The 21,006-nt window shown below is 68.1% G+C and carries 19 protein-coding genes; 9 read left to right on the plus strand and 10 right to left on the minus strand.

Going from position 1 to position 21,006, the window contains the following annotated elements; translation table 11 throughout:
- Window positions 1-328 precede the first annotated feature (328 nt).
- Window positions 329-2,227, plus strand: coding sequence for an ATP-binding cassette domain-containing protein (locus tag AC1DFC_RS09800; RefSeq protein ID WP_007835946.1), 1,899 nt, complete (start codon window positions 329-331; stop codon window positions 2,225-2,227).
- A gap of 88 nt (window positions 2,228-2,315) precedes the next feature.
- A complete protein-coding gene (locus tag AC1DFC_RS09805) occupies window positions 2,316-4,082 on the plus strand; it encodes a phospholipase D family protein (RefSeq protein WP_478179132.1) in 1,767 nt (588 codons plus the stop codon).
- Between the two features lie 6 nt (window positions 4,083-4,088).
- On the opposite strand, the gene AC1DFC_RS09810 is transcribed toward AC1DFC_RS09805, so the two are convergent.
- From AC1DFC_RS09810 to AC1DFC_RS09825, 4 genes are all read right to left on the minus strand, one after another.
- The gene (locus AC1DFC_RS09810) at window positions 4,089-5,000 is read right to left on the minus strand and encodes a copper chaperone PCu(A)C domain-containing protein (RefSeq protein WP_478179133.1); all 912 of its coding nucleotides are present in this window, start codon (window positions 4,998-5,000) and stop codon (window positions 4,089-4,091) included.
- Between the two features lie 29 nt (window positions 5,001-5,029).
- Window positions 5,030-7,315: a TonB-dependent receptor gene (locus AC1DFC_RS09815; protein ID WP_478179220.1), complete on the minus strand. Its 2,286-nt coding sequence runs from the start codon at window positions 7,313-7,315 to the stop codon at window positions 5,030-5,032.
- A 117-nt stretch (window positions 7,316-7,432) separates the two neighbouring features.
- On the minus strand, window positions 7,433-7,804 hold the full coding sequence (locus AC1DFC_RS09820) for a DUF2946 family protein (protein WP_478179134.1): 372 nt from the start codon (window positions 7,802-7,804) through the stop codon (window positions 7,433-7,435).
- 11 nt (window positions 7,805-7,815) lie between these two features.
- Window positions 7,816-8,967, minus strand: a complete 1,152-nt coding sequence (locus AC1DFC_RS09825) for a TraB/GumN family protein (protein WP_478179135.1) — start codon at window positions 8,965-8,967, stop codon at window positions 7,816-7,818.
- A gap of 64 nt (window positions 8,968-9,031) precedes the next feature.
- Here AC1DFC_RS09825 and AC1DFC_RS09830 point away from each other — a divergent pair, with 64 nt between their 5' ends.
- Together AC1DFC_RS09830 and AC1DFC_RS09835 are read left to right on the plus strand one after the other, a co-directional pair.
- Window positions 9,032-9,445: a VOC family protein gene (locus tag AC1DFC_RS09830; protein ID WP_007835960.1), complete on the plus strand. Its 414-nt coding sequence runs from the start codon at window positions 9,032-9,034 to the stop codon at window positions 9,443-9,445.
- Between the two features lies 1 nt (window position 9,446).
- A complete protein-coding gene (locus AC1DFC_RS09835) occupies window positions 9,447-10,610 on the plus strand; it encodes a toxin-antitoxin system YwqK family antitoxin (RefSeq protein WP_007835961.1) in 1,164 nt (387 codons plus the stop codon).
- An 86-nt stretch (window positions 10,611-10,696) separates the two neighbouring features.
- Here the strand turns inward: AC1DFC_RS09835 and AC1DFC_RS09840 are convergent, their stop codons facing one another.
- Genes AC1DFC_RS09840 through AC1DFC_RS09850 form a run of 3 tightly spaced genes read right to left on the minus strand, consistent with a single transcriptional unit; the run spans window position 10,697 to window position 13,662 of the window.
- Window positions 10,697-11,671 (minus strand): Bug family tripartite tricarboxylate transporter substrate binding protein, encoded by a 975-nt coding sequence (locus AC1DFC_RS09840; protein WP_478179136.1) that lies wholly within the window; start codon window positions 11,669-11,671, stop codon window positions 10,697-10,699.
- A 3-nt stretch (window positions 11,672-11,674) separates the two neighbouring features.
- A complete protein-coding gene (locus AC1DFC_RS09845; RefSeq protein ID WP_478179137.1) occupies window positions 11,675-11,911 on the minus strand; it encodes a hypothetical protein in 237 nt (78 codons plus the stop codon).
- The gene (locus tag AC1DFC_RS09850; RefSeq protein ID WP_478179138.1) at window positions 11,908-13,662 is read right to left on the minus strand and encodes an FAD-dependent monooxygenase; all 1,755 of its coding nucleotides are present in this window, start codon (window positions 13,660-13,662) and stop codon (window positions 11,908-11,910) included. The genes AC1DFC_RS09845 and AC1DFC_RS09850 overlap by 4 nt, the downstream gene beginning before the upstream one ends.
- Window positions 13,663-13,760: 98 nt before the next feature.
- Here AC1DFC_RS09850 and AC1DFC_RS09855 point away from each other — a divergent pair, with 98 nt between their 5' ends.
- The gene (locus tag AC1DFC_RS09855) at window positions 13,761-14,543 is read left to right on the plus strand and encodes a helix-turn-helix transcriptional regulator (RefSeq protein ID WP_007835965.1); all 783 of its coding nucleotides are present in this window, start codon (window positions 13,761-13,763) and stop codon (window positions 14,541-14,543) included.
- A gap of 9 nt (window positions 14,544-14,552) precedes the next feature.
- Here AC1DFC_RS09855 and AC1DFC_RS09860 read toward each other — a convergent pair whose 3' ends face one another.
- Window positions 14,553-15,656 (minus strand): fumarylacetoacetate hydrolase family protein, encoded by a 1,104-nt coding sequence (locus tag AC1DFC_RS09860; RefSeq protein WP_478179139.1) that lies wholly within the window; start codon window positions 15,654-15,656, stop codon window positions 14,553-14,555.
- 140 nt (window positions 15,657-15,796) lie between these two features.
- Between AC1DFC_RS09860 and AC1DFC_RS09865 the strand changes: the two genes are divergently transcribed.
- The 3 genes from AC1DFC_RS09865 (at window position 15,797) to AC1DFC_RS09875 (ending at window position 18,423) form a co-directional block, all read left to right on the plus strand.
- The gene (locus tag AC1DFC_RS09865) at window positions 15,797-16,987 is read left to right on the plus strand and encodes a DUF3108 domain-containing protein (protein ID WP_478179140.1); all 1,191 of its coding nucleotides are present in this window, start codon (window positions 15,797-15,799) and stop codon (window positions 16,985-16,987) included.
- Between the two features lie 105 nt (window positions 16,988-17,092).
- Entirely contained in the window at window positions 17,093-17,404 is a 312-nt protein-coding gene (locus AC1DFC_RS09870) for a BTH_I0359 family protein (protein WP_007835970.1), read from the plus strand.
- A gap of 167 nt (window positions 17,405-17,571) precedes the next feature.
- Window positions 17,572-18,423, plus strand: a complete 852-nt coding sequence (locus AC1DFC_RS09875; RefSeq protein WP_478179141.1) for a ChaN family lipoprotein — start codon at window positions 17,572-17,574, stop codon at window positions 18,421-18,423.
- A gap of 11 nt (window positions 18,424-18,434) precedes the next feature.
- Here AC1DFC_RS09875 and AC1DFC_RS09880 read toward each other — a convergent pair whose 3' ends face one another.
- Together AC1DFC_RS09880 and aptA are read right to left on the minus strand one after the other, a co-directional pair.
- A complete protein-coding gene (locus AC1DFC_RS09880) occupies window positions 18,435-18,560 on the minus strand; it encodes a hypothetical protein (protein WP_478179142.1) in 126 nt (41 codons plus the stop codon).
- A gap of 169 nt (window positions 18,561-18,729) precedes the next feature.
- Window positions 18,730-20,064, minus strand: coding sequence for an omega-aminotransferase AptA (aptA, locus tag AC1DFC_RS09885; protein ID WP_007835976.1), 1,335 nt, complete (start codon window positions 20,062-20,064; stop codon window positions 18,730-18,732).
- A 70-nt stretch (window positions 20,065-20,134) separates the two neighbouring features.
- Here aptA and purU point away from each other — a divergent pair, with 70 nt between their 5' ends.
- Window positions 20,135-21,001 (plus strand): formyltetrahydrofolate deformylase, encoded by an 867-nt coding sequence (purU, locus tag AC1DFC_RS09890; RefSeq protein WP_007835977.1) that lies wholly within the window; start codon window positions 20,135-20,137, stop codon window positions 20,999-21,001.
- The last annotated feature ends 5 nt before the right edge of the window (window positions 21,002-21,006 follow it).

Here is a 21,006-nt window from a genome sequence, read left to right on the forward strand (position 1 = left end):
AACCAGCCCCTCATCGCAACCCGCAACTTTCATTGCAAACCACTGAAGCCGTTTCAGCGAAGCCTTCGATTATGCACCGGTTTTTTAAGACCAGTCAAACTTTTTGAAGACTTTCTTTGCCGACTCGCAAACAGAACTCCTGGGAGGACTGCTTGCCTCGAACACCTTGCGGTATTCATCAGCGAAGCCCACGAGTATATGACAGTTTTCGGACCTTGCAAGGCTGCCCGCAAGAAACTCGAAGAAGGCCCCTCAGGCCCCTCACACGGAGCGGCCTCCTCCTCCACCACCAGGCCCTGACATCGGCTCCTCCGATAATCCGCGCCACATGGCACTCATCACACTCCTCGACGCCCAGCTCGCGTTCGGTCACGTCCCGCTGCTGGATCATGCGGACTTCTCTCTTCTCGAATCGGAGCGTATCGGCCTGATCGGCCGCAACGGTGCTGGCAAGTCTTCCCTGCTCAAGATACTGGGCGGCCTGGAGAAGACCGACGACGGCACTCTCCAGTTGCAGCAGAACCTCCGTGTGGCTTATGTCGCCCAGGAACCCTTGCTGGACATGGACGCGGATGTATTCACCGCAGCCAGCCAGGGCCTGGGCCCCGTCATTGCCATTCGCGATCTCTATCTCTCCGGTGCGGACGGCCTCGATCTGGACGCGCTGCAGTCCCAGATCGAAGCCTTCGACGCCTGGAACTGGGAGCAGCGCGTGGAAGAAACGCTGCACCGCCTCCACCTGGACCGCGACGCCCGCGTCGGGTCGCTCTCCGGCGGCACCCGCAAGCGCGTCGCACTGGCCCAGGCGCTGGTGGCCGCGCCCGACGTGCTTCTATTGGACGAACCCACCAACCACCTGGACCTCGACTCCATCGAATGGCTCGAGCAGTTGCTGATCGACTTCAAGGGCAGCGTCGTCACCGTCACCCACGACCGCAGCTTCCTGAACCGCGTCGCTACCCGCATCGTCGAGCTGGACCGGGGCAAGCTGGGCTCCTACCCCGGCAACTTCGAGCAGTATCTCCTGCAGAAGGAAGAGCAGCTCGCCCAGGAAGCCGTGATCAGCGCCAAGGCCGACAAGCTCCTGGCGCAGGAAGAGATCTGGATCCGCAAGGGCGTCGAAGCACGCCGCACCCGCAGCCAGAGCCGCATCAACCGCCTGCAGGAACTGCGCGCCACGCACGCCGCCCGCCGGAACGTGCAAGGCAGCGTCAACATGGACGTGGCCTCGGGTCAGTCCAGCGGCAAGATCGTGGCCGAGCTCACCGATGCCACCAAGTCCTTCGGCGAGAAGACCGTCATCCGCAAGTTCAGCAGCACCATCTTGCGCGGCGACAAGGTCGGCCTGCTCGGGCCGAACGGCGCGGGCAAGACCACACTGCTGAAGCTGATCCTGGGCGAGCTCGAGCCCGACACCGGCAAGATCCGCCGCGGCACCAACCTGCAGGTGGCGTACTTCGACCAGATGCGCGACAAGCTCGACCTCGACGCCACGCTGGAAGACTTCATCAGCCCCGGCAGCGAGTGGATCGAGATCGGCAGCCAGAAGAAGCACGTCAAGAGTTACCTCTCGGACTTCCTCTTCTCGCCGGCACGCGCCAACTCCCCGGTCCGCTCCCTCAGCGGCGGCGAGCGCAACCGCCTGCTGCTGGCCCGCCTGTTCGCCCGCCCGGCCAACGTGCTGGTGCTGGACGAACCCACCAACGACCTCGACATCGACACCCTCGAGCTGCTCGAAACCCTGCTGCAGGATTACGACGGCACGGTGTTCCTGGTGAGCCACGACCGGACCTTCCTCGACAACGTGGTGACCAGCACCATTGCCTACGAAGGCGACGGCAGCTGGCGCGAGTACGAAGGCAGCGTGCAGGACTGGCTGATCCAGTCCAGGCGCGCCCGCGAGATTGCCGAGCAGCGCCTCGCCGCAGCACCCGCTCCAGCACCTGCGCCCGCCCCGGCCGCGGAACCCGCGGCAGCCCCCCGGACAGCCGTCGCCCGCAAGAAGCTCTCTTATAAGGAGCAGCGCGAACTGGACGCCCTCCCCGCGCAGATCGAAGCCCTCGAAGCCGAGCAGAAGCGCATTACCGAGATGCTCGAACTCGACGGTGGCGCCATCTACGCCACCGATGCCTCTCGCGCCGCCGAACTGGCCGAGCGCCACGCCAACATCGACGACGAACTGCTCGCCGCCCTGGAGCGCCAGGAAGAGCTGGTCGCCGGGCGCTGACGCCCATGCCGGTCGTCCGCCTGTCCGACGCGCGGCAGGCGCCGACTAGGCTATACATGCTGCTCATCTCAACACCGGGAGAAGCCGCATGCCTTCCTCCTTCCAGGCGTTCTGCCGCCGATCCGCCACGCTTCCCGCGCTCGGCGCGTTCCTGGCGCTCCTGTTCCTCTGCGGCTGCGCGCAATTGCCGCAGAACGTCGAGCGCCCCATCTCGACCGCGATCACCTCGCCAGCCAGCGGCACCGCGCTGGCCGACCTGGTGCAGCAGCGCCGGCAGGCCGACAAGGCCCGCTATGAATCCGGCTTCATGCTCATGGGAGGCCCGCAAGCGGCGTACGGCAGCCGGCTGGCACTGATCGAGGGTGCCCAGAAGACGCTGGACCTGCAGTACTACGCCATCCACGCCGATGCCAGCACCGGCCGCCTCGTGCGCGGCCTGCGGGGAGCTGCCGAGCGCGGCGTGCGGGTGCGCGTGCTGCTCGACGACTTCCACACTACCGGCCGCGACGCGGCGGTGCTGGGGCTGGCCTTCATTCCCAATATCGAGATGCGGCTGTTCAATCCGATCGCGGGCTCGCGCGATTCCCGCATCAGCCGCTTCCTCAATTCGATCGACGACGCCTCGCGCATCCAGCAGCGCATGCACAACAAGCTGTTCATTGCCGACAACGTACTCGCCGTCACGGGCGGGCGCAATCTCGGCGATGCGTATTTCGGCAATGCGGCCAACGCCAACTTCATCGATGTCGACGTGCTGGCGGCCGGTCCCATCGTGCAGGATCTCTCGCGCAGCTTCGACAGCTACTGGAACAACGAGCGCGCCTACCCCGTGCAATCGCTGATCACGCGCGAGGAGCTGCAGGCCATGCGCGACCGCGCGCGCAAGGCCGATCAGGAACTGGCCGAGGAATCGGCCCGCGCCCAGGACGCGAACGGCAACCCGAAACCGCCGGACGGCGAGCCGCGCCCCAACGCGCCTCCCACCGCCGCCCAGCGCGCCCGCGCCTGGGACGAAAAGCCGCTGGACCTGCGCACCGCTACCTTCGTCTGGGCTCCGGCCGTGATGCTGGCCGACAAGCCCGGCAAGATCCCCGCCGACTCGGATCCCACCAATGCGAAGGCACCGGGCCTCGTGGTCAGCCGGCCCGATGACAAGGCCGGCACCTCGCGCGGTGCGGCGTCGCTGGAAGCCGCCTCCGACCGGGCGGCCAACGGCGACACGGTGGTCGAGGGCCTCCTGCAGCTGATCGGCCAGGCGCGCACCGGCCTGGTCATCATCTCGCCCTACTTCGTGCCCGGCAAGGACATGCTGCGGGCTTTTTCCGAAGCCCGCGGGAGGGGCGTGCGCATCCGCGTGCTGACCAACTCGCTGGCCTCGAACGATGCCCCGGTGGCGCACGTGGGCTACGCGCGCCATCGCGAGGAACTGCTCAGGATGGGCGTCGAGCTCTACGAACTGCGCAGCGAGCAGGCGAGCCTCGGCAATGTCTTCGGCTCCTCGGTCGGCGACAGCGCTCCCGGTGAATCGCGCGCGATGCTGCACTCCAAGGTGCTGGTGATGGATGGCCGGCTGCTGGTGGTCGGCTCAATGAACCTCGATCTGCGCTCGCAGCTGCAGAACACCGAGCTCGCGCTGCTGATCCGCAGCAACGAACTCTCGCGCGCAGCGTCGGAGCAGATCGAGCGCGGCATGCGCGAGCGCTCCTGGCACGTCGATCTGGTGGACGGATCGCTGCAGTGGCACGCGCCCGAAGGCAGCGACCTGAAGGACACCCGCACCGAGCCAGACGCCAGCGCCATGCTGCGGCTGATGCTCAAGCTCTTCGGCCCGCTGGCGCCCGACCAGCTGCTTTGAAGAGGCTCAGTGCTTGTGCTGATGCGCCGGGCCGGCGGCATCGGCACCTTCGGGCGCGCCCACCGGCAGCGCTACGTCCAGCGCGGTCTTCACGCCCTTGGCGTCCTCGAACTTCAGCGTCATCGGCACGCTCGCGCCCTTGGCCAGCGGGCCCTGCAGGTCCATCATCATCACGTGATAGCCGCCGGGCTTGAGCTCGACGGTCTGGCCCGCGGGCAGGTCCAGGCCGCCGGAGAGTTCGCGCATCTTCATGGTGTCGCCCTCCATCTTCATCTCGTGCACTTCGGCGATGCCGGCTGCCGGGGTCGAGATGCCGACCAACTTGGTGCCGGTAGGTGCGGTGAGCTTCATGAAGGCGCCGGTGCCGCTCTGGCCCGGCACCGACTGGCGCACCCAGCCATCGCGTACGTCGACGGTGGCCACGCCCTGCGCCACCACTTCGAGCTTCGCGGCGGGGCTCTTCAGCCCCTTGGTCGAATTGCCCGAGGCCGGCACCTCGGCCCAATCGGCCACGCCAACGTCGCAGGTCTGCAGCACCTTGAACCACAGCGTGCCCGGTGCCGCGGGCATCTTGCCGCGCAGCACGAACTCGGCGCGCTCGCTGCCGGGCAGCGCGTTCTCGGGCTTCTCGGCGGTCCAGCGCACTTCGCCATCGCCGCCCGTTCCGCCCTTCTGCACGTCGAGCTTCCAGCCCTTGCGCGCCTGTGCGTCGCTCAGCACGAAGCCCTTTGGCAGGCGCACGGCGAGGCCGGTGGTGGCCTTGGCGCCTTCGCAGGCGTGGCCGACGCGGAAGGCGGCGTTGTAGTCGCTGCCCACGGTGGCGCCGCCCGGCGGCAGCGTGACATGCGCGGAGGCGGCCGCAACGCCCGTCAGCATGGCGCAGGCAGCGAGAGTCTTGAGAGTGGTCGAGGCATTCATGGCGAAAGATCCTTGAAGTGGAAAGAGGGTCAAAGGTCGAACTTGAGTTCGGCCACGTAGGTGCGCTGCGGGTATGGGTGGAAGGCCCAGTACCTGTTGTTGTTCAGGTTGTCGATGCCGAAGGACGCGCTCCACTGCCGGTCGATCCGGTAACGTACGCGCGCGTCGACCACGAAGAACTTCGAGAAGCCCATGTACGCGGCGCCGTTGGGGTCGCTGTTGTCGAGCGTGCCGTACTGCCTGCCGCTGTAGCGCGCGCCGACGGTGTAGCTCCAGCGGGCGTCGGGGCGGTAGGTGGCGAGCAGCGCGGCGCGCACCTTGGGCACGCGCGGCTGGTCGCGGCCGACGCTGGCCGCAAAGCCGCTGTTGGCGGTGATCTTCGAGCGGGTCAGCGTGAGGCTGCCGCTCAGGTCGAGCCCCCGCACGCCCACGTCGACCGCGTTCATCGCCACTTCGAGCCCGCGCGTGCGGATGGCATCGACGTTCTGCACCGTGCTCACGAGGTTGGTGAGTGCCTGGGTGTAGAGCGCGTCCTTGGTGTTCTCGAAGAACAGCGTGGTGCGGAGCACGCCGTCGAGCCCCCAGCCCTTCATGTCGCGCTCGGCGCTGAGCTCGGTGGTCCACGAGCGTTCAGGGCGCAGGTTCGGATTCGTGTTGACGATGCGGTTGCCGTCGATCGAGCCCTGGTAGAGCTCGCTCACCGTCGGCATGCGCACCGCACGGCCGGTCGAGGCCTTGAAGAGCCAGTCGGACGTGGCCTGCCACGCGATGGCGGCCTTGGGCGAGTCGTAGCTGTTCTTGCGCGGCGTGAAGTTCAGCAGCGTGCTTGCGTTGCCGAGCTGGCCGCCGTAGGCCTGCCAGCGCTCATGGCGCAGGCCGAGCGTGGTCTTCCAGTCCTTTGCGAAGCGCCAGGTGTCCTGCGCGTAGAGCGACTGCAGCCGGGTGTTGCCGTTGAAGGCCGAGAACGGCGTGACGGGAGAGCCGTCGATCCAGTCGAGCGTGTTGCCGACGCTGGTGCGCAGGCGCGCCGTGTCCTGCTGGAAGCCGAAGTCGACCACGTGCGCGCCCACGCCTTCGGCCGAGCCGGTGGGCCGCCAGGTGCCGGCCGCCTTGAAGGTGTTCCAGCCGGAACCGCCCATGTCGGTGGTGCGGCCCGGGCCGCCGTTGAAGGCGCCGGGTAGCGGTGTGGTGGGCGTGCGCGAGGTGTCGCGCGAATAGTCGAACAGGCTCGCCGCCACCTCCCAGTCGAACACGCCGCCGGTGTGGCTCTTCACCGAGAGGCCGTGCATGTAGTGCGTGAGCGCGGTCTCGGTCGGTGCGAGCGCGGCGCTCGGCGAATCGAGGTTGTAGCTGCGCCCGCCGATGTTCACGCGCCCGCCGTACACCGGCCGCCCGAAGGCGTCGCGCAGCCAGGTGTCGACGCTGCCGTGCGTGGTGTTGTTCCATGCACCCAGCGTGTAGGTAGCGCGCACCGTAGGCGAGAAGTCGTAGGCCACCTTGAGCTTGGCCTGTTCCTGCGTGGTGTCGTAGAGGGTCGAACCGCCCACCAGCCACCACGGCTGGTTCGATGGATTCAGCCCGAGTACCGCGCCGGTCACCGGCGTGCCCGCGCTGCCGACCGTGCCCGCGCTCACCAGCCGGTTGCCGAACACCAGCGCCTGCCCCTTGCTGTGGGTGCGCGACGCGCTGAGCCACCACGACCAGTCACCGCTGCGGCTGCCCAGCGACAGGTCGAGCTGCTGGCCGGCCGGCGAGGAATGGCTGTTGTACAGGTCGAAGTTCGACGCGAAGCCGCTGAGCTTGACGTGCGCCTCCAGCTGCGTGGGCATGCGCGTCACGTAGTCGACCACCGCGCCCACCGAGTTGCCCGGGTACGCGGCCGAGAACGGCCCGTACAGCACGTCGACCCGCTCGATTTCTTCCGGCGACACCATGCCCCAGCGCGGCGCGTAGGTGGCGCCGTTGCCCAGCGGGTTCGACAGCATGATGCCGTCGGCGTACACCATCGAGCGCGCGCTGTTGCCCGTGCCCGAGGCGCGGGTGGCGAGCACGGCGTGGTTGAAATCGCCGATGTAGCGCTTGCGCACGACCAGGCTCGGCAGGTATTTGAGCGCGTCTTCGCTGTCGGTGGCGTTGACGGTTTCGACGACCTGCTCGTGCGTCACGCCTTCGATGGTGGTCGGGATCTGCGTCGGCAGCGAGGTCGGGCGGCCGCCGGTCACGGTGATGGTGCTGAGCGCGCGGCCACCGGTGCCGCTTTCAGGTGTCTCGGCGGACTGCTGTGCCAGCGCAGGCGCGCCGAAGGGAAATGCCATGGCGATCGCCAGGGCGCGGGAATGCTTTTTCAAGAGGAACCTTCTCCACGAAACTTCAAGCCGGACAGGCCGCACATGCGCTTCGGTCGCGCGCATGCAGCTACGGTTTTGAGAGCGTCAGGAGAAAGCCGGGGGCCCGCGCGCCGGCAACGGCGCCGCGGTGGCCGCGGCCAGGCGCGCGGCGGGAATGGACTGGACCACGCGGCCCAGCGGCAAGGGAAGATCGAAGACGGGAGCGGCCACAGCCGGCGGCGGTGCGCCGCTCAGCACGCACAACGGGCAGTCCATGTGCGACGCGCCCATTTCCTGCGTGCCGTCTTCGGTGTGGACCACCACCTTGATCGAGCCGGCGCTGGAACACACCAACTCCATGGCCTGCGGGTTCACCAGCGGCGATGCCACCGCCACGCCCAGCGACAGCACGAACCACAGCAGCACCCAGCGGCCGACGAGGCCGAGGAAGCGGGTGGGGTGGCGCAGCATGTGCATGGCGGTCGCGATTATCTGCGCACTTTGCCCTTGGCAGGCGCCTTGCCCCCTTTGGCGGCAGGCACAGCCTTTGCCGATCTACCGCCCTTTGCTGCGGCAGCAGGCGCACCCTTCTGACCACGCTGACCCTTGGCGGCCTTGCCGCCGCGCACGGCCTTCGGCGCTGGCGAAGGCGCCGCAAGCGCCGGCATCGGCACCGCCGTCTGCGCCTGTGCATCGGTCAGCACCGCCGTCACGGTGAAGCCGCGCGCCGCCATCAGCGCGGGCAATCCCTTCGGGCCGATCATGTGCAGCGCACCGACCGCCGCGAACACGCGCTTGCCACCGAAGTGCAGGCGCTCGATGCCGTCGGCCAGGTTCGGGTTGCGGTCGTCGAGCAGGCGCTTCATCAGCCGCTGCTCGGCGGTCGTCTTGAGGCAGTCGCACCACTCGGGGTAGCGGGCGAGCCTGGCCGCGTCGCTGCGCGCCCAGACGTCGGCCAGCTCCTTGAGCTGGCCGCGCAGCTTGCCCGATTCCAGTTCGTCCAGCGCCGCATCGACCTGCTCTGCCTCCTCGGCTTCGGATTCGCCGGTCAGCGCCTTCAGCTGCTCGGCCGCGCTTTCGAGCGCGACGACCGGCTTGTTGCCGTTGCGGGCGGAAACCGCCAGCGTCTCGTCCACGCCGAATTCCGGGTACAGCCCGTCGGCCCGTCCCGCCAGGCCGGCCAGTGCCGTGACCTGCAGGATCGGCTGCAGCTTCGACAGCGTGCCAGGCGGCACGCAAGCCTCGGTGTTCTGGCGCTCGAGACGGCGGGCACGCTCGCCGCTGAGCATGCGTGCCAGCAGTGCCGGGTCGGCCGGCTGGCCCATGACCTGGGCAGTAGCCTCGTCGCGCAAGTCGAGCTCCAGCGCAAGGGTGTCGCTCTGCGCGAGCGCTTTCTGGATGGTCGGACCGGGCCGCACCCAGTCGCCGCGGCCGACGTGGATGGTGCCGTAGAGCCACGAGCTGCGCCCGTCGCGCTCGATGCGCCAGAGCACCCCGCGGTCGACGCCATTGCGCACGCCCATGCCCGGCTTTTCGAGGCTGGCGATGGCCGAGGGGGGGCAGGCGGCATGCGCAGCCGCGAAAGTGAACAGAAGAGCGATGCCGCACATCCGCGCGGCGAAGATCCGGAGTATCCGCAAGGCTTGCTCCACGATAAAAGAAAGTCCGGCATTCTCACAGCACCGCTGCCCATAATCCGAAACCATGCAGAGCATCTTCCACCTGGCCTTCAACGTCCGCGACCTCGACGTCGCCCGCCGCTTCTATGGCGGCGTGCTCGGCTGCGCCGAAGGCCGCAGCACCGGCACCTGGGTCGATTTCGACTTCTTCGGTCACCAGGTTTCGCTCCACCTCGGCGAGCCCTTCGCCACCGCCCGGACCGGCCGGGTCGGCGACGTGATGGTGCCGATGCCGCACTTCGGCCTCGCGCTGGCCCTGCCCGACTGGCAGGCGCTGGCCGCGCGGCTCGAAGCCGCCGGCACCGAGTTCGTGCTGAAGCCGCAGGTGCGCTTCGAGGGCCAGCCGGGCGAGCAGTGGACGATGTTCTTCCTCGACCCGTTCGGCAACCCGATCGAGGTCAAGGGTTTCCGCTCGCTCGACACGCTTTACGACAAGTGACATGACCCCGCGCCGGACCGCCCTCCGCGGCGCCGCCGCATTGCTCGCGTTGCTCGGCGCCGCGACGGCGCACGCGCAGCTGGACTGCGAGCTGAACGGCCGCAGCGTGAACCCGGCCGACGGCAGCAGCACCGCGGGCAAGACCGGCCTGCTGCGCTGCAAGGACCGGGCAACCGGCGAGCTGCAGCGCGAGGAACAGGTGCAGAACGGCGTGTCGATGGGTCTGGTGCGCATCTACGAGAAGGGCAAGCTCGCCAAGGAGCACACCCTCAATGCCAAGGGCAACCTGCAGGGCCGCGCCCGCGAGTTCTCGCCCACGGGCCGCGTGCTGCGCGACGCCACCTACGACGACGGCCAGGAGCGGGGGCTCGTGCGCAGCTTCTACCCCGACGGCAGGCTTCGGCGCGCCATCTTCTATCCCGACACCGGCAGCGGCAGCGAACGCGCGTCGGTCGAATTCACCGAGCACGGCCAACTCTCGGCCCTGCGCTGTGCCGACGCGCCCACGCTGGCCCCGGTGGTCGATGACGCCAGGCTCTGCGGCTTTACGGGCACCGGCCCGTCGCAGGTCGAACTGTTCGACTCGCGCGGCACCCTGCGCTCGCGGCTGTCGTACGTGTCGGGCAAGCGGGTGCGCTCGCAAAGCTTCTACGACAACGGCAAGACCGCGGCGATCGACGAAATCGTCGGCAACCAGCGCACCGAGCAGAACTACTCGTCCGAGGGCGTCAAGCGCCGCGAGGCGGTGTACCTGCTGGTCGAGCGCGCGAGCGTGCGCCTGCGCGAGCAGGCCTTCTCCGAAAAAGGCGCGCTGGTGCGCGACCAGCGCTGGAACAGCGCGGGCGAGCCGATCGTCGACGACAGCTACTACCTCAACGGCCAGCCGAGCAGCAAATCCGCCTACAGCGGCAGCGGCGACACGCGCACGGTGGAGATCACCGAGTTCTACGACAGCGGCCAGCGCGCCGCGCAGGGCCGCTACCAGGTGGTGAGCCGCGGCCGGCAAATCCCGGTCGGCACCCACCAACGCTTCAGCGAAAAGGGAACGCTGCTGGCTGAATCCACCTTCGACGCCAAGGGCCGCGTGACGCGCGAGCGCGCCTGGGACGAGAACGGCGAGCTGCAGCGCGACGACGAGGTCTTCGAGGACGGCTCGAAAAAATAGGCTCGCCTCCTACCGGGGCAACACCAGGGGCCCGGCAACGCCGGTTCCTCGGTGTTTCACGAAGGGAGAGAGTCCCCTCTGCGGCTTCAGTCCAGCTTGATGCCGGCTTGCTTGATGATCGGGCCCCAGCGCCTGGACTCGGCGCGCGACAGCGCCGCGAACTGCGCCGGCGTGCCGGGCATCGCTTCCATTCCGAAATCATCGAAGCGCTTCTGCACGGTCGGCGTGCCGAAGGCCTTGTTGAGGTCGCCGTTGAGCTTGTTCACCACCGCCGCCGACAGGCCCGCCGGGCCCAGGATGCCCTGGAAAGCGAACACCTCGGTGTTGGGCACGCCCACTTCGGCCAGCGTCGGCACGTTGGGCAGCAGCTTGCTGCGCGCACCCGAGCCGATGGCCAGCACGCGCACCTTGTTGCCCTGCATGATCGACAGGCCCGAAGCCAGGTCGAGGAACATGCAGGGCACCTGCCCGCCCATCACGTCGGCCATGGCCGGCGCCGCGCCACGGTACGGAATGTGGGTGATGAAAGTGCCGGTGCGCACCTTGAACATCTCCATCGCGAGGTGGTGCGGCGAGCCGTTGCCGGGCGAGGCGTAGTTGACCTTGCCGGGGTTGGCCTTCACGTAGGCCAGGAACTCCTTGAAGTTCTTCGCCGGGAAGTCCGGATGCACGACCAGTGCCAGCGGGAACTTGCCGATCGCACCGATGTAGGTGAAGTCTTTCTCGGGGTTGAACGGCAGCTTGCTGAACAAGTGCTCGTTGAAGGCCAGCACGGCGTTGTCGGCCGACATGATCGTGTAGCCGTCGGGCTTGCTCTTGGCGACGATGTCGGCGCCGATGTTGGTCGAGGCACCGGGGCGGTTGTCGACCACGATCTGCTGGCCCAGCGTCTGGCGCATCGATTCGGCCAGCACGCGCGCGATCACGTCGGTGCCGCCGCCCGCAGGGTACGGCACCACCCACTTGACGAGTTGCGCGGGGTACTCCTGTGCATGGGCGAAAGGCGTGGCGGCCACGGCGGCGCCGGATGCGAGCGTGGCGAGAAGGGTGCGGCGATCCATGGATCAGTCTCCAGTCGTTGTTTGTGATTCGGAAGCGGACAGCGATGGTACGGGCAGCGCGTGCAACGCGTCGGCCAGCGCGGCGCGGCAGCGCGCCTCGTCGCCGACCTGCTCGAACAGCAGCAGCGCAAGCCGCGCGAGGAACAGCGATTCGCGCTCGGCGCCCGCCTCGGTGATGGCGCGCGCGCACTCGGCGTAGAGGCGGTCGCGGGCGTCGGGGTTCAACGGTGTCGCGCTCATGCGGGGAGTTCCTGGGCCGCGCGGGCCAGTGCGGGTTGCAGGGCGCCGGGCGGCAGGCGATGCCAGCGCGCGGCCACGTGGCCGTCGGGGCGCAGCAGGTAGACCGCGCCGTCCTGTGCGCCGAGCGCTTCAAAGACGGCAGGGGATGCATGCGCATCGGCGCCGCCGGAGCCCGGGCTCGCAATGCTGCGAACGACGAAGGGCAGCGCGCCCTGCCGTGCCTGCGCGACGTCGGCCGCGGGCGGCGCGGCCACCTCGGGCTGCAGCACCAGCAGCGTGAAGGCCGGCGCGACCCAGTCGGTGAGATGGCCTTGTTCGAGTTGCTGCTCCGGCATCACCTCGCCCGGCAGCGGGCCGGCCGGCAATGCATCTCCTTCGCCCGACGACAGCGGCGAATCGGCGTAGCGCACGGCCTGCGTCTGGCGCGGGTTGATGAGTTGCGCGATGCCGCGGTGCCTTTCCGACAGCGACAGCGCCGCCTCGCGCAGCAGGTCGAAGCCGCGCGACGGCGGCGACATGAACTCGGTGCTGCGCATCGCGTTCTCGGCGTTCACGTGGAAGGCCGCGATGCGCTCCTGCGAGTACGAGTCGAGCAGTGCCGCATCCGACAAGCCCCTGGCGACGAACGCCAGCTTCCACGCGAGGTTGTCTGCGTCGTCGAAGCCCGAGTTGAGCCCGCGCACGCCGAAGATCGGCATCGCATGCGCCGCGTTGCCCGCGAACACGACGCGGCCGTGGCGGTAGCTGTCGAGCGTCATCGCGCCGGCGCGGTAGACCGAGGTCCACACCGTCTTACATGGCAGGTGGCCTTCGCCGATGGCGTCGAGGTGGCGCTGCACGAACTCGGCCACGGCTGGTGGCTGCAGCGCCTCCTCGGTGCTCTGGCCGGGGCGCAGCTGGTAGTCGATGCGCCAGATGTCGTCGGGCTGGCGGTGCATCAGCACGGTCGAGCCCGGGTTCCACGGCGGGTCGAACCACGCGCGGCGCTCCGTCGGGTGCCTGCTCTTGAGCTCGATGTCGATGATCACGTAGCGGCCTTCGTAGCCCGTACCTTCGAGCGCGAGCCCCATCGCCTTGCGCACGAAGCTCTGGCCGCCGTCGCAGGCTGCGAGCCACTGGCCATGCAGCCGGTATGCGCCTTCGGCGTTGCGCATGTCGAGCGTCACGCCGTCGTCGTGCTGCGCGAGGCCGGTGAGCTCGGTGCCCCAGCGGATGTCGATGAGCCCCGGCGTCGCCTCGTTGCGGCGGAAGATCTCTTCGAGCAGGTAGTGCTCGGCGTAGTACTGCTCGAGGTTGATCATCGGCGGCAGCTTCTGCTGCGCGTCGTGCGGCATCTCGAAGCGGAACACCTCGGCCGTCTTGTAGAAGCTGCGCCCGCCGGTCCACGGCAGGCCCTTGCCCATGAAGCCGCGCAGCACGCCGAGCCGCTCCATGATCTCGAGACTGCGGCGCGAGATGCAGGCCGCGCGGCTGCCCACGCACACGGTGTCGTCAGCTTCGAGGATCACGCAGCGCACACCGTGGTTCGCGAGCCCCAGCGCCAGCGCCATGCCGACAGGGCCGCCGCCGGCGATCACCACCGGGTGGCTGCCGGCTTCAACGCCGCCAGGGCCGAGCGCGGGCGTTCGGGCTCCGTAGCGCGTGTAGTGGAACGCGCCGACCGAGGGCGGCAGTCCGGCGTCGGCGCCGGACTTCGGCGGCACGGGGCCGCTGGCGGCATCGCCGAGGGTGGCAGCGGGAGAGTTCGTCATCCGGCGGGATTGTCCCGATGCGGGAGGAGCGTCAATGTCATAACTTCGTACGAGGTAGTTACCCGTATGCGCGCCCTTTTCTTCTTCTTTCCTCCCGCATGAGACGCTGGCGCATCCACCCCGCCGAAGACACCGCGCTGGCCGCCGCCGTGGTCGGCGATGTGCTCTCCGGCGTGGGCACGCCGCTTCTGGCGACCAGCTATCTCAAGGCCATGCAGCGCGTGATGCCGGTGACTTTCTGCACCGTGTTCGTGGTCGATGCCGCCGGACGCATCGAGCTCGTGTCTGCCGCCAGCAGCTACGGCAGCACGGCCGAGCGCACGTCCGAACGCTACGTGGCGCAGCGCTTCGATTTGCTCGACCCGAACATGGCCTGGCTGGCGGCGCGCAAGCTGCCCAGGCGTGCGCAGCTCTGGATGGGGCACCAGCGCGCCGACGAAGTGGCCGACCCGGTGTACCGCGCCGCCTGCTACGGCGACGTGGGCATTCGCGAGCGCGCCTCGGTGCTGTTGCTGCAGCCCACGGGCCAGCGCGTGGCCGTGAGCTTCTACCGCAGCCTCGCGCAGCCGGAGTTCGGCGCGGCCGACTTCGCGCGCATCGAGGCGCACGCCACGCTCCTGGCCGATGCCACCGCCGCGCACGGCCGCAGCGCAGTGGCCGCGCGGGAGCCGGTGGAGCCCGTCCTCGCCTCGCGGCTGCTGAAGCTGAGCCTGCGCGAGCGCGAGGTCATCGGCCACCTGATGGCGGGCCGGACGGCCAAGGAAGCCGCGCGCGAGATCGGCGTGGAGCTGACGACGGTGCGCACCCACCAGTACCGGGCGTTCCGGCGGCTGGGGATACGGTCGCAGAAGGAGTTGCTGCGCGGCGCGGGGCCGCACTGAGCCGGCCCCTCAGTCTTCGGAAGCTTCTTGCTCCGGCCGTGGCTCGTCCGGCGCCCCGCCCTGCTGCGGCTTCACCAGCGACACCGGCGCCTCCTTCGGCCGCCCCGCCGTGGACACGATCTCCTGATCGATCGCCCCGAACAGCGAGCGCCCGTCCAACCCCTTCATCTCGATGCGGATCGTGTCGCCGAACTTCATGAACTCGGTGTAGGGCTGGCCGGTCTGGATGGTCTCGATGCAGCGCTTCTCGGCGATGCACGAATAGCCCTTGGGCCAGTCCATCTGGCCGTCCTTCTTCTCGACGCCCTTGTTGCTCACGGTGCCGCTGCCCACGATGCTGCCGGCGCGCACGTTGCGCGTCTTGGCGATGTGGGCGATGAGCTGGCCGAAGTGGAAGGTCATCTCCGGGCCGGCGTCGCACAGGCCGACCTTGCGGCCGTTCCAGCTGCTTTGCAGCGCGAGGTGTACGCGGCCGTCCTGCCACGCCTCGCCGATCTCGTCGAGCGTGACGGCCACGGGGCTGAAGGCGGTGGCGGGCTTGCTCTGGAAGAAGCCGAAGCCCTTGGCCAGCTCGGCCGGAATGAGGTTGCGCAGGCTCACGTCGTTGGCCAGCATCACGAGGCGGATGCCGTCGAGCGCCTGGTCGGGCGTGGCACCCATGCGCACGTCGCCGGTGATCACCGCGATCTCGGCCTCGAAGTCGATGCCCATGGCTTCGCTGGGCACGACCACGTCGTCGGTCGGGCCCAGGAAGTCGTCGCTGCCGCCCTGGTACATCAGCGGATCGGTGTAGAAGCTCTCGGGCACCTCGGCGTTGCGCGCCTTGCGCACCAGCTCCACGTGGTTCAGGTAGGCCGAGCCGTCGGCCCACTGGTAGGCGCGCGGCAGCGGGGCCATGCACATCGACGGATCGAAGGGAAAGGAATGGCGTGCACGGCCGGTGTTGACGGCGTCGTACAGGTCCTGCAGCTGCGGGCTCATGAAGCCCCAGTCGTCCAGCACCTGCTGCAGCCGGCTCGCGATGCCGGTGGCGTAGTGGGCGAGCGTGAGGTCGCGCGATACGACGACGAGCTGGCCGTCGCGCGAGCCGTCCTTCAAGGTGGCGAGTTTCATGATGCGGTGCGTGCGTGAGAACGGGGACGGGGCGCCGGCCCGGGCCGGTCGCCGCTCCCACTTAAACTGGTTGAACGGGCGGCAGTTTACCGAGGTGGTCTTTCGTGAACCTCCGGGCCGGCGCCTCACTCCACATACCGATGCCGACGCTCGTCGCCCCCTCTTCCTCGCCATCGCTGCCTCCCGGGCTGCCGGGGCGTCCGTCGTGGCGGGTTCTGATCGGGCTGACGCTGCTGGTGGGGCTGGTCCATCTGTTGCTGCTCGGGCTGGCGCCGACGGCGGTCGGGCCGGAACCCTCGCCGCTGGCTAGCAAGTTCAGCACGCGCACCATCGTGATCGCACCACCGGCGTCCGAGGCGCCCGCTCCGGCGGCCGCACCCGCCGAAGCGAAGCCGCCTCCGCCACCCAAGCCGCGGCGTCCCCGTGAAGCGTCTGTGCCCAAGCCGAAACCGGCCGTCGTCAAGCCTGCGCCCGCGCCAGAGCCGGATGCCTCCACGCCTTCAGCCCCCGAAACGCCCGACCTGAAAGCCCAGGCCGCTACCAATTCAGGAGCAACACCGCCGGAAGCAGCGGCCAGCGCCCCAACCGGCGCGGTATCGCCTTCCAGCGGCACCGGAACCGGCACCACTGCGGCGGCCGGCGGCGAGGCCTCGGGCACCATCGCCGGCACCCAGGCGATGAAGATCCCCGGCTCGGTCACGCTGGACTTCGAGGCCACCGGCCAGTCCGGCGCCTCCCCGCAGCGTGGCGTGTTCGGCGAACTGGTCTGGCTGCAGGATGGCAGCCGCTACGACGGACGGCTGACGCTCAAGGCGGTGTTCTTCACCTTGCTCAACTGGCACAGCACCGGCCGCATCGGTCCCTCGGGGCTGGAGCCCGAGCGGTACTCCGAAAGCCGCAAGTCAGAGCTGGCTTCTCATTTCGTACGCGAACAGGGGCAGATCGTGTTCAGCAACAACGCGCCACCCGTGCCCCTGCTGGCCGGCGCGCAGGACCGCATGAGCGTGATGATGCAGCTCGGCGGCCTGCTGGCGGCCAGCCCCGGGCGCTATCCGGCAGGCACCCGGATTTCGGTCCAGACCGTGGGGCCGCGCGATGCCGACGTCTGGGTCTTCGTGGTCGGTGACGAAGAAAAAGTGAGCCTTCCGGCCGGCGAATACGTCACGCGCAAGCTCACCCGCAATCCTCGGCGGGAGTTCGACCGAAAACTCGAGCTTTGGCTTGCGCCAGCGTACGGCTACCTGCCAGTGCGCATCCGGCAGACGGAACCCAACGGGGACTTCGCTGACGCCCAATTGCGCAAACCCCTACCCGCGGCCCCCCCGAACTGAGGAGAAGGTCGTTCCATCGGAGCAAAGCCAAGAAAATTAGCCCGTTGGTTTTACAAGAATGACAACCTGTCTTGAAACTGGCGCGTTGATTGCTATGTATCCCCCATGAACGCCATCGACATCCTCACAGGGCCCGCCATGAACATGCTTTATGACTCGGAGTCTTTCGTCGTCGTCCACGTGCAGCCCAATGAAGGCGACGAACCCGCGCAACCCAACGTGCCGGTTCTGGAGCGCCACGGCTTCGAGATCGTGGACAAGCGTTCGGGCAAGGAGGTCTACCTTGACGGCTCGTGGGCCGAGCTGTTCCAGCAGCAGATCGCCGCGTGGCAGCTCAACACCCCCACCCAGGAAGAAGTCGAGGACACGCTCGAAGGCTACGCCGAGCTGGCCCACACGCCGGTGCTGGTGCACTGACGCAAATTCGGCCTCCAACGACAAAGCGCCCTGTCCGGGCGCTTTTTTCATGAAGCACCGGCAACGGGTCCCGTGAACCGGGGGTCAGCGAAGAAACCGAAAGAGACGACAGGGAAAAGCGGAAATGGACGGCACGGCGGGCGTGTGCCGGGGCATAGTATGGCGTGATGTCCCCTCCAAACCGGCCCCTGCGGACTCCCTGGCGCCTGCTTCTTCCCCTGCTCGCCACCACCGCATTCGGGGGCTGCTCGGTGCTGCCTCCCGGCGCCGATGCACCCATCGCGCGCCGCATCGCAGCACTCCAGCCGGTCGACGCCCTCCTGCTCGGCGAGCAGCACGACGCCCCCGAGCACCACGCCATCGAGCGCGAAGCCGTCGAGGCGCTGGTCGCGCGCGGCCATCTCGCCGCGCTTGCGCTCGAAATGGCCGAGGAAGGCCGCAGCACCGCGCGCATCGCCCCCACCGCCACCGAAGCGCAGGTGCAGGCGGCCCTCGACTGGAGCGACAAGGCCTGGCCCTGGGCCAGCTACGGCCCCACCGTGATGGTGGCCGTGCGCGCGGGCGTGCCCGTGGTCGGCGCCAACCTGCCGCGCACGCGCATGAGGGACGCCATGGCCGACGTCTCGCTCGACGTGCAGCTCAATGGCGAGGCCTATGCCGTGCAGCAGGACGCCGTGCGGGAGGGCCACTGCAAGATGCTGCCCGAATCCCAGATCGTCCCGATGACGCGCATCCAGGTGGGCCGCGACCGTGCAATGGCGCAGGCCATCGTCAAGGCAAGGCGGCCGGGCCAGACGGTGCTGCTGATCGCCGGCGCGGGCCACGTCGTGCGTACGCTCGGCGTGCCGCAGCATCTGCCCGACGACATCAAGGTTGCCACGGTGCAAATGCGCGCCGCTGCCGCTGCGACGGACGTGGCGGCGGGCGATTACGACAGCACATGGCAGACGCCGCCATTGCCCGAGAAAGACTATTGCGCCGAGTTCAAGCGGCTGGCCAGGCCGCAACCGAAGGCTTGAACGCGTCGACCCTATTCACCGAACCAGAACAACAACCAGGCGCCGACAGAGCCGAGTGTCACGGTGACGAGAAGAGCCTGACGACCCACGAAAAGCGGCTGATTCATCCAGCGTTCGATTTTTTCCGACATCGTCATCTCCAGCCCCGTGGTGAGGGCTGAAGAATGAAGCTCCCGCTGGCTTCTGTCAAAGCGGTAGAAATGCTTCGCCGACCGTCAGTTCAAAACGAAAGTCGCATGGTTTCCAGCGCCGCGATCCTGCGAACGGCCTTCGCGTCGCCGGCTTGCGCAAGTGCCGCCGTCCCGCTCAGGCGTGCTTTCTGATCGAATCCGCCAGCGTATTCACCAGCGTGTCGATGTGCGACTTTTCCACGATGTACGGCGGTGCGATCACCAGCACGTCGCCCGCGGGCCGTACCAGTGCACCCTTGTGGAAGCAGTCCAGGAAGATGTCGTAGGCGCGCTTGCCCGGCGTGCCCGCGATGGGCGCGAGTTCCACCGCCGCGGCGAGGCCCAGGCTGCGGATGCCGATCACGTTCGGCAGGCCCTTGAAGGCACTGTGGAAGGCATCGCCCAGCACCTTGCCCATTTCGCCGGCGCGCGCGAACAGGTTCTCCTGCTTGAAGAGATCGAGCGTGGCGATGGCCGCGGCGCAGGCCACCGGGTGGCCCGAGTAGGTGTAGCCGTGGAAGAACTCGACCACGTGCTCGGGCGCCTCGGTCTTCATCATCGCGTCGTAGAGCTTGTCGCGGCAGATCACGCCGCCGAGCGGAATGACGCCGTTGGTCACGCACTTGGCGAAGTTCAGCATGTCGGGCACCACGCCGTAATAGTCGGACGCGAAGTTGGTGCCCATGCGGCCGAAGCCGGTGATGACCTCGTCGAAGATCAGCAGGATGCCGTGCTTGTCGCAGATCTCGCGCAAGCGCTTCAGGTAGCCCTTGGGCGGCAGGTACCAGCCGGCCGATCCGGCCACCGGCTCGACGATGATCGCGGCGATGTTGCTCGCATCGTGCAGCGGCAGGATGCGCGTTTCGAGCTCGACCAGCGGGTCTTCGGCCCACACCGGCTCCTCGTTGTGGATGTAGGCGTGGTTCACCGGATCGTGGATGAAGCGCATGTGGTCCACGCGCGGCAGGAAGGCCGAGCCGAACACCTTGCGATTGCCGGGAATGCCGCCCACCGACATGCCACCGAAGCCCACGCCGTGGTAGCCCTTCTCGCGGCCGATGAACACGTTGCGGTGGCCTTCGCCGCGTGCGCGGTGATAGGCAAGCGCGACCTTCATCGAGGTGTCTGCGGCTTCCGAACCCGAGTTGCAGAACAGCACCTTGTTGAGATCGCCGGGCGCGAGCGAGGCGATCATCTCGGCCGCCTTGAAGGCGCGGTCGTTGCTGACCTGGAAGGCAGTGGCGTAGTCGAGCGTGTCGAGCTGCTTCTTGATCGCCTCGTTGATGGGCTTGCGGTTGTGGCCCGCGCCCACGCACCACAGCGAGGAGATGCCGTCGATCACCTTCTTGCCTTCATGCGTGGTGAACTCCATGCCATCGGCCGCCACGAAGACGCGCGGGTCTTTCCTGAAATGGCGGTTGGGAGTGAAGGGCAACCATTGGTTGTCCATGTTGAAGTCCTGCTGGGCCATGTCTCGCTCCTGCGGTTATGTGGTCGAGGAAAATCGCGATTCTGGCACCCCTGCGACAATCACGCCCCTGATGACGACCACTACGCCCACCTCGCCCGCCTACATCCTGAACCTCTCTTGCCCCGACCGTACGGGCATCGTGCACGCCGTGTCGGGCTTCCTGCTCGAACGGGGCGCCAACATCGAAGAGGCCGCCCAGTACAACGACCACGACACGGGCCTGTTCTTCATGCGGGTGCGCTTCGCCTGCGGCGAGCACAGCGAAGCCACGCTGCGCGAGGAATTGAAGACCTTCGCCGCCGGCTTCGGCATGGCGCTGCAGCTGCATGCCGCCGCCGAGCCCATGAAGACCGTGATCCTGGTCAGCAAGGAAGGCCACTGCCTCAACGACCTGCTGTTCCGCTGGAAGAGCGGCCTGCTGGCCATCGACGTGCGCGCCATCATCTCGAACCACCGCGACTTCTACCAGCTGGCCGCCAGCTACAACGTGCCGTTCCACCATATCCCGGTGACGGGCGCGACCAAGGCGCAGGCCGAGGCGAAGCAGCTGGAAATCATCGAGGCCGAAGGCGCCGAGCTCGTGGTGCTCGCGCGCTACATGCAGATCCTGAGCAACGACCTGTGCCGCAGCCTGGCTGGCCGCGCGATCAACATCCACCATTCGTTCCTGCCCAGCTTCAAGGGCGCCAAGCCCTATTACCAGGCCCACGACCGCGGCGTGAAGCTGATCGGCGCCACCGCCCACTACGTGACGGCCGACCTCGACGAAGGCCCGATCATCGAGCAGGACGTGGAACGCGCCGACCACACCGACACGGTCGAAGACCTCACGGCCCGCGGCCGCGACACGGAGAGCCAGGTGCTGGCGCGGGCGGTGAAGTGGCACAGCGAGCACCGCGTGCTGCTGAACGGCCACCGCACCGTCGTGTTCCGCTGAACCCT

The sequence above is a fragment of the Variovorax sp. 10L421 genome, assembly GCF_056395365.1.

Excerpts from the sequence above, each read along its gene's own strand:
- aptA (WP_007835976.1), bottom strand. The coding sequence starts at position 20,064 with ATGGCCCAGCAGGACTTCAACATGGACAACCAATGGTTGCCCTTCACT.
- AC1DFC_RS09870 (WP_007835970.1), top strand. The coding sequence starts at position 17,093 with ATGAACGCCATCGACATCCTCACAGGGCCCGCCATGAACATGCTTTAT.
- AC1DFC_RS09875 (WP_478179141.1), top strand. The coding sequence starts at position 17,572 with ATGTCCCCTCCAAACCGGCCCCTGCGGACTCCCTGGCGCCTGCTTCTT.
- AC1DFC_RS09820 (WP_478179134.1), bottom strand. The coding sequence starts at position 7,804 with ATGCACATGCTGCGCCACCCCACCCGCTTCCTCGGCCTCGTCGGCCGC.
- AC1DFC_RS09845 (WP_478179137.1), bottom strand. The coding sequence starts at position 11,911 with ATGAGCGCGACACCGTTGAACCCCGACGCCCGCGACCGCCTCTACGCC.
- AC1DFC_RS09830 (WP_007835960.1), top strand. The coding sequence starts at position 9,032 with ATGCAGAGCATCTTCCACCTGGCCTTCAACGTCCGCGACCTCGACGTC.
- AC1DFC_RS09835 (WP_007835961.1), top strand. The coding sequence starts at position 9,447 with ATGACCCCGCGCCGGACCGCCCTCCGCGGCGCCGCCGCATTGCTCGCG.
- AC1DFC_RS09855 (WP_007835965.1), top strand. The coding sequence starts at position 13,761 with ATGAGACGCTGGCGCATCCACCCCGCCGAAGACACCGCGCTGGCCGCC.
- purU (WP_007835977.1), top strand. The coding sequence starts at position 20,135 with ATGACGACCACTACGCCCACCTCGCCCGCCTACATCCTGAACCTCTCT.
- AC1DFC_RS09840 (WP_478179136.1), bottom strand. The coding sequence starts at position 11,671 with ATGGATCGCCGCACCCTTCTCGCCACGCTCGCATCCGGCGCCGCCGTG.
- AC1DFC_RS09880 (WP_478179142.1), bottom strand. The coding sequence starts at position 18,560 with ATGACGATGTCGGAAAAAATCGAACGCTGGATGAATCAGCCGCTTTTC.
- AC1DFC_RS09800 (WP_007835946.1), top strand. The coding sequence starts at position 329 with ATGGCACTCATCACACTCCTCGACGCCCAGCTCGCGTTCGGTCACGTC.
- AC1DFC_RS09810 (WP_478179133.1), bottom strand. The coding sequence starts at position 5,000 with ATGAATGCCTCGACCACTCTCAAGACTCTCGCTGCCTGCGCCATGCTG.
- AC1DFC_RS09805 (WP_478179132.1), top strand. The coding sequence starts at position 2,316 with ATGCCTTCCTCCTTCCAGGCGTTCTGCCGCCGATCCGCCACGCTTCCC.
- AC1DFC_RS09865 (WP_478179140.1), top strand. The coding sequence starts at position 15,797 with ATGCCGACGCTCGTCGCCCCCTCTTCCTCGCCATCGCTGCCTCCCGGG.
- AC1DFC_RS09850 (WP_478179138.1), bottom strand. The coding sequence starts at position 13,662 with ATGACGAACTCTCCCGCTGCCACCCTCGGCGATGCCGCCAGCGGCCCC.
- AC1DFC_RS09815 (WP_478179220.1), bottom strand. The coding sequence starts at position 7,315 with ATGGCATTTCCCTTCGGCGCGCCTGCGCTGGCACAGCAGTCCGCCGAG.
- AC1DFC_RS09860 (WP_478179139.1), bottom strand. The coding sequence starts at position 15,656 with ATGAAACTCGCCACCTTGAAGGACGGCTCGCGCGACGGCCAGCTCGTC.